Origin of the sequence: Grimontia hollisae CIP 101886 (assembly GCF_000176515.1) — a bacterium.
Classification (GTDB): domain Bacteria; phylum Pseudomonadota; class Gammaproteobacteria; order Enterobacterales; family Vibrionaceae; genus Enterovibrio; species Enterovibrio hollisae.
In genome coordinates this window covers 330532-344894 of sequence record NZ_ADAQ01000013.1, presented here as the reverse complement: position 1 = coordinate 344894, position 14363 = coordinate 330532, and the positions used below count along the sequence as shown (strand labels likewise).

Annotated in this window: 11 protein-coding genes and 4 tRNA genes; 2 read left to right on the top strand and 13 right to left on the bottom strand. The window is 49.8% G+C overall.

What is annotated here, in order from left to right; translation table 11 throughout:
• Nucleotides 1-63: 63 nt before the first annotated feature.
• From glpC to glpA, 3 genes are read right to left on the bottom strand one after another with little or no spacing between them, the layout of a single operon-like run.
• Nucleotides 64-1281 carry an anaerobic glycerol-3-phosphate dehydrogenase subunit GlpC gene (gene glpC, locus VHA_RS14510; protein ID WP_005505584.1) on the bottom strand — a complete coding sequence of 406 codons (1218 nt, stop codon included), beginning with the start codon at nucleotides 1279-1281 and terminating at the stop codon, nucleotides 64-66.
• Complete coding sequence (glpB, locus tag VHA_RS14505; protein ID WP_050778569.1) at nucleotides 1278-2594, bottom strand: glycerol-3-phosphate dehydrogenase subunit GlpB; 1317 nt, start codon at nucleotides 2592-2594, stop codon at nucleotides 1278-1280. The genes glpC and glpB overlap by 4 nt, the downstream gene beginning before the upstream one ends.
• A complete protein-coding gene (glpA, locus tag VHA_RS14500) occupies nucleotides 2575-4224 on the bottom strand; it encodes an anaerobic glycerol-3-phosphate dehydrogenase subunit A (protein WP_005505580.1) in 1650 nt (549 codons plus the stop codon). Before glpA ends, glpB begins: the two co-directional genes overlap by 20 nt.
• A 453-nt stretch (nucleotides 4225-4677) precedes the next feature.
• On the opposite strand from glpA, the gene VHA_RS14495 reads away from it, so the two are divergent.
• The gene (locus VHA_RS14495) at nucleotides 4678-5526 is read left to right on the top strand and encodes an MIP/aquaporin family protein (RefSeq protein WP_005505578.1); all 849 of its coding nucleotides are present in this window, start codon (nucleotides 4678-4680) and stop codon (nucleotides 5524-5526) included.
• A 30-nt stretch (nucleotides 5527-5556) separates the two neighbouring features.
• The gene (gene glpK / locus VHA_RS14490) at nucleotides 5557-7065 is read left to right on the top strand and encodes a glycerol kinase GlpK (protein WP_005505576.1); all 1509 of its coding nucleotides are present in this window, start codon (nucleotides 5557-5559) and stop codon (nucleotides 7063-7065) included.
• A gap of 155 nt (nucleotides 7066-7220) precedes the next feature.
• Here glpK and VHA_RS14485 read toward each other — a convergent pair.
• The 10 genes from VHA_RS14485 to hutH all read right to left on the bottom strand — a co-directional run bounded on the left by VHA_RS14485 (nucleotide 7221) and on the right by hutH (nucleotide 14359).
• Nucleotides 7221-7296 (bottom strand) — tRNA-Val (locus tag VHA_RS14485).
• A 48-nt stretch (nucleotides 7297-7344) separates the two neighbouring features.
• Nucleotides 7345-7421 (bottom strand) — tRNA-Val (locus tag VHA_RS14480).
• A gap of 32 nt (nucleotides 7422-7453) precedes the next feature.
• Nucleotides 7454-7530, bottom strand: a tRNA-Val gene (locus VHA_RS14475).
• Nucleotides 7531-7557: 27 nt separating this feature from the next.
• A tRNA-Val gene (locus tag VHA_RS14470) sits at nucleotides 7558-7634 on the bottom strand.
• A 201-nt stretch (nucleotides 7635-7835) separates the two neighbouring features.
• Complete coding sequence (locus tag VHA_RS14465; RefSeq protein ID WP_040529053.1) at nucleotides 7836-8834, bottom strand: DUF3080 family protein; 999 nt, start codon at nucleotides 8832-8834, stop codon at nucleotides 7836-7838.
• 138 nt (nucleotides 8835-8972) lie between these two features.
• Nucleotides 8973-10343, bottom strand: a complete 1371-nt coding sequence (locus tag VHA_RS14460; RefSeq protein ID WP_005505572.1) for an MATE family efflux transporter — start codon at nucleotides 10341-10343, stop codon at nucleotides 8973-8975.
• 209 nt (nucleotides 10344-10552) lie between these two features.
• Nucleotides 10553-10756, bottom strand: a complete 204-nt coding sequence (locus VHA_RS14455; RefSeq protein WP_040529052.1) for a CPXCG motif-containing cysteine-rich protein — start codon at nucleotides 10754-10756, stop codon at nucleotides 10553-10555.
• Between the two features lie 316 nt (nucleotides 10757-11072).
• On the bottom strand, nucleotides 11073-11723 hold the full coding sequence (hxpB, locus tag VHA_RS14450) for a hexitol phosphatase HxpB (RefSeq protein ID WP_005505566.1): 651 nt from the start codon (nucleotides 11721-11723) through the stop codon (nucleotides 11073-11075).
• A 73-nt stretch (nucleotides 11724-11796) separates the two neighbouring features.
• Nucleotides 11797-12660, bottom strand: coding sequence for a fructosamine kinase family protein (locus VHA_RS14445; RefSeq protein WP_005505564.1), 864 nt, complete (start codon nucleotides 12658-12660; stop codon nucleotides 11797-11799).
• 166 nt (nucleotides 12661-12826) lie between these two features.
• Nucleotides 12827-14359 carry a histidine ammonia-lyase gene (gene hutH / locus VHA_RS14440; RefSeq protein WP_005505562.1) on the bottom strand — a complete coding sequence of 511 codons (1533 nt, stop codon included), beginning with the start codon at nucleotides 14357-14359 and terminating at the stop codon, nucleotides 12827-12829.
• Between the last annotated feature and the right edge of the window lie 4 nt (nucleotides 14360-14363).

Sequence of the window (14363 nt, the reverse complement as noted above, 5' to 3'; positions counted from 1 at the left end):
CTTGCCTGAGACTTGACTACGCATGCTCTGCTCCTGCCTGCTTTTGTTTGCTTCACTTACCGCTTAATCTGCTAACGCTTTTGCCAAAAGGGTGATGGGGTGGATGGCTTCTAGTTGGGTGTTTTCATCCAGTTGCCATTTGCAGGTTTCGCAGTCAGTGATAATAAAATCAGCCTGTTGTGCCCGTATTTGGTCAAACAGGGCCTGCCCGATTTTGATTGAGGTGTCGTAGTTCTCGGTTTTAAATCCGTACGTGCCGGCACTGCCACAACACTGGCTATCCAACACCACCAATTCTAAATCCGGGATCAGCTTGAGCAGTTCTAAAGTAAAAATGACGTTGCCACTTCGCTCAAGGTGGCAAGGAGTGTGATAGAGCACACGCAACGGTGTTGATTTCAGCTTGAGTGTTTTGCCTTCCATGATGCGTTTGAGCAAGAAACGGGTGACATAATAGATCCGGTCGGCGACAGCACTGTTATCGACGTCAAGCACATGGGGATACTCTTGCTTGAGCGTAAACGCGCAAGTCGACGACGTAGAAATCACCGGCATGGATTGAGGCAGTTGGCGTATTTCACCCACATTGGTTTCGGCATTTTTCTTTGCTTTTTTGAAAAAGCCGTTGGCAATCAATGGGACACCACAGCACCGCTCTTTATCCAGCAATTTTACGCCAATCCCCATCGCGTTGAGCACCTTGACTAAATCTTTGCCCTGTTGGGGATTGTTATAGTTCACGTAACAACCATGGAAGAAGCAAACCTGTTCTGCGAACTGGTTTTGTGTCTCTTTTTGTGAATCGAACCATTTTCTGAACGTGATACGGCTGTATGTCGGCAACGATTTGTGTTCATCAATACCTACCGTATGATGCATTAATTTTTTGACCGGTTTTATCGCTGTTAAGGTGTTCACCACAGGTGCCAGAGGGGCAGACAGCGATCCAAATAAATCCGTATGGCTCAGCACATAGTCACGCAGCCGTTTGGGATTAACCGGGGCTTTTTCATGGTTCTTGCGCGCTAAGGCAATAATGTCGCCGATATTGACACCGGAAGGGCAAGCTGTTTCGCAGCGCTTGCAGTTGGTGCACATCTTCAGGGCATCATCGTAAAAGGTCGCATCTTTCAGTCGAAGCCGTTCACCGTCTGGCCCGCATTGTTTAGGGCCAGGATAGAGTGGATTGGCTTTGGCAACAGGGCAGTAGACAGTGCAAACGGTGCATTTCAGGCACTGTTCAAACCGGGTTTCTCGTTGGGAATGTTGCGCTGTGTTCATGCTGTTGCCTCTTGCTTTGTATCCACATTTTCTTTTTGCCATATTGCGGCGGCATAGCCGGTTGCAATGGAAACGCCACCACCACAACCTTCTTTCACCGGGTCAAACCCTCCCAACACACTCCCCACACAACGTAAGTTCGATACGGTTATGCCTTGAATAGAAGGGTGGAGCCTGTCGTCTGTCACCACGCCACTGCTAATGTAAGGATGGGCATCCAAAAAGCCTGTGCTGTATCTGTCATCCCGATGAGAAGGGGCGATAACGTCCAATCCAAACACAGGCTCAAATATACGATCTTGTGTGGAAACCAAGCCGTGGCTGAAAAAGCTGCCGCTGGCGAGCACAAATTCGGCGGCTCTTAAAGGCACGTCTCCCATTTTTTGTGTGTGGATACCTTCAACATGCCAAACCTTGTTATGCGTTTTCATGCTGGCGCTTGTCACGCAATCGCCTTTGAGGACAGTGCCGCCCGCCTGGGCAAACGCCCGGTGCAGGGCATCGGAGATACGAATTCCAAGCAGGGAAGGTGGCATCGTCGGGACTTCATGGAAATTCAGGTGGGTTTCTTTTTGCAGGCGAGCCATATATTCCTGCCCGTCACCATTACCGAATACACAAGGCAGTATCACCAGATCCCGGGGAGTCGCGTAACGGATGAGCTGGTCACGCAGGGCATGGTAAAGCGATGGTTCACGCAGTGCCCTTGCATAATCAATGGCGCGTTTGGCACGCATGCCATCGTCATTGGACTCAGGTAGAACGATGGAAACTGGCTTAACAGGAACACCAGCGAAATGCGGTAGCTGTGCAATATTTCCTGCGGCGACATTGGCCTGAAAATCACGGAATCCTTCAATACCAGCAACGATTACGCGCTCAAATCCGTGTGGTTTTTGATCATCAAGCAACAGGCTGAATACCTGTGATAACCAGGTCGCTTTGAGTGTGCCAAAGGGAGTTATCCGCCAGTGATTTTGCAAATCGTCCAACTGATGAAAATGAATGCCCTGTGCTTGCATTAGCGCATTGAACCAATCCAATGATGCCTGCGTGTGCTCAACGCCCACTTTTCGGTAAGGGTGAGCATGGCCAGCCGGCAGTTGGGAAATGGCGTTAAATGGATATCTGACAGGCGCGTGTGTCTGGGGATCTTTTGCCAATACATCAATCGAACCTGAAGCAAAATGCAGGCTCCCTTCTCCTTGGCTGATCAGGGCTGTTTTTCGGCCTTGTTGGGCGCTTTTAATGGCGGCACAGTACCCCGCTAAGCCACCGCCAATCACAATGGTGTCAAACGTTAGCATTGGCATCCTCCGCTCTTTTTTCAGTGTGTCGCTGTTGTTTTTCAGGCAGCTCATTACTGCCCATCAACGATTCATAAATCCAATAGCTGTACTCAGATTCACGCAATGCATCACCCCATAAAATGGGCTTTGCCCCTTTCCAACGCTCTTCAAGGAATTCGACCAGCAGGTGCGCCGCATTGGCAACTGAGTATTGTTGGAACAGACTGGCTGCGCGGTATGCACAAAGCTCTCCCTGACAAGGCCCCATGCCGAGTCGTGTGCGGCGGCGCAAGTCAATCAGGTTGTGAACATCCAATGACTGGATGGCGTAATGGATTTCACCGGCGGTCACCATTTCACATTCACAGATAATGGTGTCGCTGTCTTTGCTGCTACCAAGAAAAGCCGCTGCGCGTTCGCCATGACGATACACCGCACTTTCGTAAACCGGTTTGGCTAAGCTCGCGGTTTTCTTTGCAGATTTCGGTGGTGTTGCTGCCCCCGGCAGTAACCGGGTATGTGTAGTACATGGCGTCGTATTTCCAAGTTTCTTCGCGACCAGATCGGTTGTCCATTCCGCCATCAGGCGGCAGGTCATCAGCTTGCCGCCAGTAATGGTGATAAACCCGCCCAGACCATCACGTTCCTGATGATCCAATAACACGATGCCACGGCTGATATCCCTGCCGCTGCCATCATCATTGACTGCAACCAGTGGACGCACCCCCGCATAGGCGCGCAGAATCCGGCTGTTCGCCATAATCGGCGCCAGCTTAGTGCCTTCTTCGAGCAGGGTATCGACTTCATCACTGGTGACATGTAAATCGTTTATTTCGCTGTAATCGATATGTTTGGATGTGGTGCCAATCAGCGAAATTGTGTCTCCGGGCACCAGAATGTCGGCGTCAGAAGGGGGGCGGCAGCGATTAAGCACCACATTGTTAATGCGGTAATCCAGGATCAGTAACGAACCTTTGGCCGGGAACATTTTTATCCGTAAATCGGCATATTCTGCAATACCCTGACCCCAGATACCGGCAGCATTCACCACCTGGTGAGCATAAATATCAAAAGGCTGATGCTGGCACGAATTGTAGCAACGCACGCCAATGATCTGATCCTGTTCCCGGATCAAACCTGTCACCTTGGTGTGGGTGAATACTTTGCCACCCAATTCTTTGGCATCAAGGATATTGGAAGAACACAAGCGGAACGGATCGAGCGTTCCGTCCGGTACGCGAACAGCACCCAGTAAGGAAGGGTTGGCATTGGGTTCAATTCGCAGCGCTTCCTCGCGTGTCAGGCGCTGGGCATCGATCCCGGCTTTATGGCATGCATCGATAAATGTCGGCTGAAAGTTGATGTCATCTTCCGGCAGTGTCAGGTAAAGGCCGTCGGTTTCTTCCACACAGTGTCTGGCAATGCGTTTCAAAATCCGGTTTTCTTGAATGCATTCTTTGGCGGAGTGGCTGTCAGTGACAGCGTAACGGGCGCCTGAATGAAGCAAGCCATGGTTTCGCCCCGTGGTGCCGGACGCCAGGTCATCTTGTTCCAGCAATATCGCATTGATTCCTCGAAGCGCACAGTCGCGCAAGATAGACGTGCCCGTTGCACCCCCACCAATGATAACGACATCTGTCTCAAAATGTGCCATGCCCAAATCCTCATATAACTGATGGATTTATTTTGGCATTGTCACTTTCGTTTTGATATGAGCACACTCACAAAATGCTCGAACGAGCAGCGAGTATTGGTTTTTTTCGAATCTGTATGTTTTTTGATAAGCCTGGCATTTTCTCTTAATGTAACAGTTATGTTTGATTTATTGTCTTTTATTTGGATTTTTATGTTGTTAATTGTTTTCGTTGTGGCGATTAAGTCCTTTTTGTGCTACCTGATAATTGACCTGGATAACAAAAAATAATGCATCATATTTAAAAATGTGCTCGTTCGCTCATTTGTGATTTTGTCGAGTAGTGGTTTGTCGAGTTATGCGTATATTGAGCCTCACTGGTGAGAGGGAAAGTGACCTTTGCGGCTTTGGGGAACGTTTGCAGGCCGCAAAGGTGAATGCACTTTTTAACCACATAAAAACGAGGAGGTCATTATGACTAACAACCGGCAACACACGCTGCTGGGCCAGTGCATTGCAGAGTTTATCGGTACGGGGTTACTCATCTTTTTCGGCATTGGATGCGTTGCTGCGTTGGTACTTACCAATGCAGAATTCACACAATGGGAAATAAGTATTGTCTGGGGCTTAGGCGTTGCCCTTGCTATTTACTGCACGGCGGGTGTTTCAGGGGCTCACCTGAATCCAGCAGTGACTATCGCCCTTGCTGCATTCCATGGTTTTAATAAATCCAAAGTCGCGCCTTACATCTTGTCTCAATGTTTGGGGGCTTTTTCTGCGGCGTCTCTGGTGTATTTCCTCTACAGTCCACTGTTTACAGACTACGAACTGACACATGGTTTTACGCGAGACAGCGTTGAAGCATTGGCGACAGCAGGTGTTTTTTCTACTTACCCTCATGCATCGCTCTCATTCTTTGGTGCGACCATGGTGGAGTTCGCCATCACTGCTGTGTTGATGTTTGGCATTCTGGCATTAGGGGATGAAAACAATGGTGCCCGCCGTGGTGCGATGAACCCATTGTTGATTGGTATTTTGATTGCCGTTATCGGTGGTTCTTTAGGGCCTTTGACTGGCTTTGCAATGAACCCGGCGCGTGACTTTGGCCCTAAATTCTTCGCGTTTGTTGCAGGTTGGGATTATGCGTTGACTGGCGCTAAGGACATTCCTTACTTTATCGTGCCTATTCTTGGCCCCATTGCGGGTGGGTGTTTCGGTGCGTGGCTTTATCCAAAAGCCATTGGCTTTTTCCTGCCGACAGTGGGGACCGGTTGCACCATTCCCAACCAATGTGATGATTCAACTGAAATTGCTCAAATCTGAATAATGAATAAAAACAAAAGGTATAGAACAATGACAAACAAAAAATATATCGTCGCTCTGGACCAAGGGACTACAAGCTCTCGCGCAGTGGTGCTGGATCACAACGCCAATATCGTCAGCAGTTCACAGCGTGAATTTACCCAGATTTATCCTCAGGCGGGCTGGGTTGAGCACGACCCAATGGAGATTTACGCGACACAAAGCTCTACTTTGGTCGAGGCGTTGAGTAAAGCGGGCATTCGCAGTGATGAAGTTGCCGGCATTGGTATTACCAACCAGCGCGAAACCACCATCGTCTGGAACAAAGAAACCGGAAAGCCAGTTTACAACGCCATTGTATGGCAATGCCGCCGCACGGCAGAAATCTGCGAAGAGCTGAAAGCGCGTGGTCTGGAAGAATATATACGTGAAAATACCGGGCTATTGCTCGACCCGTACTTCTCAGGCACCAAAGTAAAATGGATTCTCGACAACGTAGAAGGTGCTCGTGAAGATGCGCAGGCGGGTAAATTACTTTTCGGTACAGTAGATACCTGGCTGGTTTGGAAGATGACTCAGGGCCGCGTTCACGTCACCGATTACACCAACGCATCACGCACCATGCTGTTTAACATCAATGAGATGACCTGGGACAGCAAGATCCTTGATGAGCTGGGTATTCCAGCGAGCATGATGCCAGAAGTGAAATGCTCGTCTGAAGTTTACGGCCAGACCAACATCGGTGGTAAAGGCGGCACACGTATTCCTATCGCAGGTATTGCCGGTGACCAGCAAGCTGCATTGTTTGGACAAATGTGTGTAGAAGCAGGGCAGGCGAAAAACACGTATGGCACAGGCTGTTTCCTGCTGATGAACACCGGCAAGGAAAAAGTCACCTCCCGCAACGGCTTGTTGACAACACTGGCTTGTGGTCCGAAAGGCGAACCGGCTTATGCACTGGAAGGCTCGGTATTTATGGGCGGCGCCTCAATTCAGTGGCTGCGTGATGAGATGAAGCTAATTGCTGATGCAAAAGACTCTGAGTACTTTGCAACGAAAGTGGATACATCAAATGGCGTTTACGTGGTGCCAGCCTTTACCGGCTTAGGTGCACCTTACTGGGATGCATACGCACGCGGCACCATTGTTGGCCTGACCCGCGGTGCAAATGCTAACCATATTGTTCGTGCAACACTGGAAAGTATCGCGTACCAAACCCGCGACGTGTTGGATGCCATGCAGGCAGATTCTGGCATTGAGCTGAGTGCATTGCGTGTAGACGGCGGCGCGGTACACAACAACTTCCTGATGCAGTTCCAGGCGGATTTGCTGAACACAGAAGTACACCGTCCGCAGGTCACCGAAGTAACAGCGCTGGGCGCTGCGTATTTGGCCGGTCTTGCGGTTGGCTTCTGGAATGGCATTGACGAGCTGCAAAATAAAGCGGTTCTCGACCGCTCATTCACCCCGGATGGCAATGAAGAAAAACGTGCCCAGCGATACAAAGGCTGGAAACGTGCCGTGAAATGTGCGCAGATTTGGGCAGAAATCGAAGAGTAATGCCCTGACATACACCACACAAGTAAAAGTCCTGCCCGAAAGAGCAGGACTTTTTTGAACGGTGTATTGTGGGTTGGGAAGGGGATTTGCAAAACAGGATAATGGAGTAGGGAGCAAGATACGAAAAAAGCCTGCTCGAAAGCAGGCTTTTGAAGTGGTGGGCGATACCGGGCTCGAACCAGTGACCCCCTCCTTGTAAGGGAGGTGCTCTCCCAACTGAGCTAATCGCCCGAATAAATGCTTGGGATGCCCTGAAAGGGTAGTGCATTTATTGGAATTTGGTGGGTCTAGGCAGACTCGAACTGCCGACCCCTACCATGTCAAGGTAGTACTCTAACCAACTGAGCTATAGACCCAAATTCTGATTCTATCCTAGTCAGGGATAGAATGGTGCGTCCGGGCAGACTCGAACTGCCGACCCCCGCCATGTCAAGGCGATACTCTAACCAACTGAGCTACGGACGCAAAGTGTTTTCTTTTCAGGCTGAAGCATGGTGCGTCTGGGCAGGCTCGAACTGCCGACCCCTACCATGTCAAGGTAGTACTCTAACCAACTGAGCTACAGACGCATATCTTAGTGATATTCAGCGCTGCTTCCCCTGAAAGCGGGATGAATATTAGCGAGTAGGGCTGGGCTGCGCAAGCGCAAAACGGGACTTTTTTGCGTCCAGGCGCGCGTTTGATGCTTTGCTGCACAATTTGCGCTTTCTTGCGCCAGAAATTTTGGTGCCCATTTGCCATTCTGGATTGCACTGGGCGGATTTTAGGCGTTATGCACCCACCTGAACATTGCAGCGTTTGAACAGTTTTTGCCAATAACTCACGTGATCTTTCACTGCCTGTTGGAACAGACGGTAATGTTCACCACCGAAATAGGCCGCGTTAAAGGCTGAAAACGCGCTGTTTTCTGGTAGTTGGCTGTGTAGTTTTTGAAGGGCGGGCTGGACGTCGAGATAGAGGCCGTTGATGTTCGACAGATACGGCTGCACTTCGCTGACAAAGAATTTGTCGAACACGTTCCTGAGGTAGTTAAAGCGGGTAGGGTCGCGATTGGGACCACAACTGACCAGTGGATCGTCCCGGTGTAGTTGTTTGGTGATGGTGTTAAGCCAGCGGGTGCTTTCATCCATGGAAAAAAATACCGCACCGAGGTAGCGCTGCTTCTCGATGGGCTCCTGAATGTTTACGATGTCAGCCCCTTGTTCTAATAAACTCGCATAAGTATTGATGGCAAGCAGTGCTTCGCTATGGGGAAACGGCTTGTCTGGCGCGATCAGGTTAGCAGAAGGGGGCGTGAGCTGCTGTCGCCATGCATCGCTACTGGTCAGGGTGTTCAGGTACACAATTGGCAGTTGCGCCTGCTTTTGCTTCAGCACTGTTTCAAGCTGAGCTTTCAGGGAATCACTGTCAACCTGCAACAAGCAGCGTTCCAGTGTTGCCAATAGCTGGAATTCGTAGCTTAGTTGACGAAAAGCATCCTGAACTTTGCCCAGGATGGAGTTTCTGTCTGCAACCAGTTGGAAAAGGCCACACTCCCTGAGCTCATACGCATCCAGCAAGCCCATGCGCACATCTTTCAGTGGCTGTTGAAGGTCCCGCTTTCTGGGAAGCGCGATGTAGATGCTGTTTTCGAGGGGAACAGGCTCTGTATTCACCACGTTGGCAAGGCGGGTTTGATAGTTTTCAAACTGCGTGCGGGCTTTGTCTGATCCAAAACAGCCAGATAAGGAGAACACGAGCAAAATAAGCAGACATCGCTTTAAAACCATCAGGTTACCGTTGGGTTGTTGTTTAATCACTGGTACGGAGTATAAAAGATATGGGATCGGATTGGGGTGTCTGGGCATGAAAATCCCGGCACTGGGCCGGGATGTGAGAGGGGTTTATGTCTTCTAAAAGCGAGGGCGTTATTTTTCTGCCATCGCCAACTGGAACTCGTCGGATTGTTTGCGAATCCAGTGAAGGCGCATGCCGAGCATGATAGCGGCAGAGGTGAGGCCAATGATGATACCCACCCAGAACCCATAGGCGCCCATTGGTGCCACAATCCAGTCTGTCAGACCAAGGATGTAACCGGTCGGTACACCCAATACCCAGTAAGCGATAAAGGTACGCTCGAAAATTGCGCGCATGTCCTTATACCCACGCAAGGCGCCGGCAGCGACCACCTGGATAGCATCGGTACATTGATACACCGCAGCCAGCAGCATCAGGTTGGCAGCAATGGCAACCACTTCCGGATTGCTGTTGTAAAGATGAATAATAGGTTCACGGAAAATCACCGTGAGAGCAGCTGTGATTACTGCGGTGCCAAGACCAATCAGGATGCCGAGCTTTGCGGCCCTTGCTGCACCTTCGGTGGATTTTTCACCGAGCTGGTGGCTGACACGGATACTTACCGCAGTGCCAAGGCTCATCGGTAGCATGAAAATCATCGAAGAAAAGTTAATCGCAATCTGGTGCGCAGCGACGACGGTTGAGCCCAACGGCGCGATCAGCAGGGCAATCACAGCAAAAAGGGTGACTTCGAAGAAAAGGGCCGCTGCAACAGGCAGGCCCATTTTGAAAATGCGCCATAAACCGGGAAAGTTAGGCTTCGCGAAGTGAGCAAATGCATCAATGCGCTTTAGTCGCTTGTTGAGTTTGATGTAGATAAACATCGCCACTAACATCAGCCAGTACACAATGGTTGTTGCCACGCCGCAACCTACTGCGCCGAGCTCTGGTGCACCAAACTTACCGTAAACGAAAATCCAGTTCAGCGGCACGTTGGCAGCCAGGCCGATAAAGCCAATCACCATGGCGGGGACGGTCAGCGACATCCCTTCCGCCAAGTTTCGCAGCACCTGGAACAACAGGAAGGCCGGCACCGCAAGGATCACCGCATACAGATAACCAATGGTCTTTTCTGCCAGCGCGGCTTCAACGTCCATATAGTTAACGATATGGCCAGCATTGTAGAGAATGAGCCCGATCGGTACTGACAGCATAAGGGCCATGTAGACCCCCTGTTGCACTTGAAACGGTATCTTTGCCTGACGGCCAGAGCCATTGAGTTGTGCAATGATCGGAACCATCGCCAGCAGAATACCAATACCAAATAGGATCGAGGGCAACCAAACACTGGTTGCGACAGCAACTGCCGCCATGTCGGTCGCACTGACACCACCGGCCATAACAGTATCAACAAAGCCCATCGACGTTTGCGCGAGCTGTGCAATAAAGACGGGGACCCCTAATTTGATAATGGATTTGGCTTCAAGGCGATAATTTTGCACCTACAACTCCAGAGAAAGAAAAAGAGCAGGAAAAGGACAGGACATTATACGTCTGCCGAGCAAATCGACAATCGATAGTGTGGCTTAACGGCAGTATTTTTAGACGCTTTATGCCAAAACAACCTGAATGCGAGCATCTTCAGGTTGTTTTAACAAAGAAAAAGCCAGCATCATCGTTGCTGGCTTTTGTGAATTGACGGCTTTGTGAGTTAGAAGATTTGTTCGTCGTCAGCATCTACGAATAAGTGAATGGTTTTGTGCTGGGAGTCGATCTGTAGATTCAGATGAATCGCGTTACAGCATGCCGGGCAATCATCGTAAAAATCTTGATCGCCACCACTGGTATCCAAAGTAATACGAATCCTGTGTCCACAGTGCGGACAATCGATCCCTCTTTCAGTAAAGTTTTGCATGTTCAACTTCCTCTCTGAACTGCGAGTCTACGATGTGACGCAGGAAAAATAGTGATTTCCTGAACCGTCCATATGTCTATTCTAGAAACACAAGAATGTTTGCTCAGTGAAATAAGATGAAACTATGACCATGTACCGGTATTTGAACTGAATCATCGAAATGCAACATGTTTCATTTGGTATGTATCCAGCACGTCGATAGAGATACGTAACCATATGTTAAAAAATGTATGACGAAATGACTTTTTGTGCGGAGTATTTAGGGAGGCGCTGAAAAAGCAGGACAAATTCAATAAATCTGCCCTGACTTACCGAATTAAAGCCCTAGTATTTCTTGGGTTAATTCGTTAAGCGAGCGAAGTTTTACGTCGCTAATGACCCACTGTGGTTTGTCTGCAACCTGATGTTCTGGCACGACAATCGTGCGCATTTGGGCTGATTTTGCCGCCAGTAATCCGGCGAACGAGTCTTCAAACGCCACGCAATGTTGAGGGTCGATGCCGAGGCCTTCGGCTGCGTTCAGATAAACCTCAGGATGGGGTTTGCCGTATTTCAGGTGTTCTGCAGAGTACCGTTGTTCGAACCAGTCATCCAGTTCCAGTGCTGTCAGTGTTGCGTTGATCAGTTTCAATGGAGACGAAGAAGCGAGTGCAATGCGTAGATTGGCTTCTTTGCACAATGTCAGCGCGTGTATAACGCCAGGCATCATGGGTTTGTGAATCGATACCAGTTCGATGACTTTATCAAGGATCATATTACAGACCGCTTCGCAGGAAGGGCCTTCCCAGCCTTGGGTCTCGTAATAGTGTTTAACGATCTGGTCGATACGGATACCTGTGGTATCAATGGTGTCCTGTCGGCTTACATTAACGCCGATATCGTGAAATACAGCAAGTTGTGCCTCTTGCCAGAACGGCTCAGAATCGACCAGCAGGCCGTCCATATCAAAAATAGCTGCTTGGATCATGAAGATGGGTTCCTAAGAAAGTCAAAAGGCGCCGAAACGCCTCACTCTATATTTTTAGCAGGAACATACTAAATCAATTCAATTCCAGTTTGTTGATTAACGCCTCAGTTTCAGTCAAGTAGGGGCCGCCGAACAGCAAACAATGGTTGAGCATGTGGTAAAGGTTGTAAATGTCTTTCCGCTTTTCAAACCCCGGATCGAGTGGCCACACTTCCTCGTAGCCTTTGTAGAAGCTTTCGGGGAATCCACCAAACAGGTGCGTCATGGCAATATCCACTTCGCGATCTCCCCAATAGCAGGCCGGGTCGTAGATGATAGGGCCACTCATGGTAGATGAAGCATTGCCTTTCCATAAATCACCATGGAGTAAACTGGCTTTGGGTTGGTGACCATTCAGGCGTTCTTTCACCTCATTAACGATGCGTTCGACATCGCCAAACGACATGCCGCGCTCTTCAGCCAGTTTTAGTTGAAAGCCAATGCGGTGATCGGCAAAAAAGTTTGCCCATTTGCGGTGCCAACTGTTTCGCTGTTCAGTAGTACCAATGAAGTTATCAATATCGAAGCCATACTCGAGCTGCTCGCCCCATTTGTGAAGGTTGGCCAACTCTTTGCCAAGCAGATAGGCATTTTCGTCATCCAATGGCTTCATGGGTATGAAATTAAGTACCAGTACCGATTTCTCTTTGATAATGCCAATGTAGACAACCTGCGGGATAGAGACTTCCCCGCTGTTGGCGAGATGGCGCAGGCTCTCTGCCTCTGCTTCGAAAACGGGCAGGTTATCTCTGGAGTTTATCTTTACGAAGAAGCGCATGTTTCCGTATGCAATGGAGTAGCACTCGTTTATATCACCACCGTCGATCGGTGTCTTTTCTTCAACTTCAAACCGTTGGCCCAGAGTAAGCGAAAGCTGAACTGAGAGCGAATGCCACATATTGCACCTCTTCATTGCAATGAAAATTGGTGTGATAACAAAATAGTAGCGCAATCTTGTCACTGTGATGTGTGTGTAAACCCACAATATCTGCTGGAAATAGGGATTTTATTTGAAATAAAACAAAGCCCCGTCAAAACGGAGCCTTGTGATTGGTTTTTACGTGCTACAAGCTGGGTAATAAGTGGGCGGGCATGTATTTGTTATGGCTGGCTTGCTTTAGGTGCATATTGGCTTTTTCAATGTCAGGAGCAAAGTATCTGTCTTTGTCATAGAAAGCGACATGGCTTCGAAGTTCAGCCTTAATTTTCTCGAGCTGTGATGTAGATTTTAGTGGCGCGCGGAAATCCAGCCCCTGACAGGCAGCAAGTAATTCCACGGCGAGGATCCCACGGGTATTTTCTGCCATGTCAGAAAGCCGCCTTCCGGCGAAGGTGGCCATAGAAACATGATCTTCCTGGTTTGCCGATGTGGGCAGGCTATCCACGGAAGCAGGATGGGCAAGGGTTTTGTTTTCGCTAGCCAGCGCAGCAGACGTCACCTGCGCAATCATAAAGCCACTGTTCACACCGCCGTTGTCAACAAGGAAGGGAGGCAGTTTGCTAAGGCTGCTGTCAATAAGCAGTGCCATGCGCCGTTCGGAAAGGCTCCCTATTTCAGCGATTGCCAGAGCAAGGTTGTCAGCCGCCATCGCCACGGGTTCAGCATGAAAATTACCGCCGGAGATGATGTCGCCATCCTCACAGAACACCAAAGGATTGTCTGATACTGAGTTGGCTTCAATTTCCAGCACATCGGCCGCGTGGCGAATTTGCTGCAAACAAGCTCCCATCACCTGTGGCTGGCAGCGCAGGGAATACGGGTCTTGCACTTTCTCACAGCCTTGGTGACTGTCCCCAATTTCGCTTCGGCTTTCGAGCAAATGGCGATAAGCCTCTGCGGCATCCATTTGAGCACGGTGTCCGCGAACGTGGTGAATGCGTGGATCGAAAGGACGGCGGCTGCCAAGCGCCGCTTCCACCGACAGCGCACCACATGCCGTGGCAGACGCAAACAAGTCTTCAGCCGCAAAGAGGCCTTCGAGCGCAAACGCGGTAGATGCCTGTGTGCCGTTCAGCAAGGCTAAGCCTTCTTTCGGGCCAAGGGTGACAGGTTCAAGGCCGGCAATTTTCAGGGCCGTCGCACCGGAAATGATTTCGCCTTTATGTCTTGCCTGACCTTCGCCAAGCAAGACAGTGCTCATGTGGGCGAGGGGAGCAAGATCACCCGATGCACCCACCGATCCTTTCTTGGGAATACAGGGAAAAACCTCGGCATTAATCAGTGTTGCCAAGGCATCGACAACAGAGAAACGGATGCCTGAATACCCTCGGGCGAGGCTTGCAATCTTCAGTACCATCATCAGGCGTACTGTGTTGTCATCCATAAAGTCGCCAATCCCTGCCGCGTGGGAAAGAACGATAGAGCGTTGCAAGGTTTCCAGATCGTCCAGTTCGATACGGGTGTTAGCGAGCAAGCCAAATCCGGTATTAATGCCATAAACGACACGGCCTTCTTCAAGCACATTGGCAACGGTATCCACGCTTTCCTGCATGGTTTCAGCGACTCCGTCAGCAAAACGCACCTGTACGGCTTCACGGTTTACCATGCGGAGTTGTTTGAGCGTCAATGCACCGGGTGTAATCACGAGTTTATTCATCTTG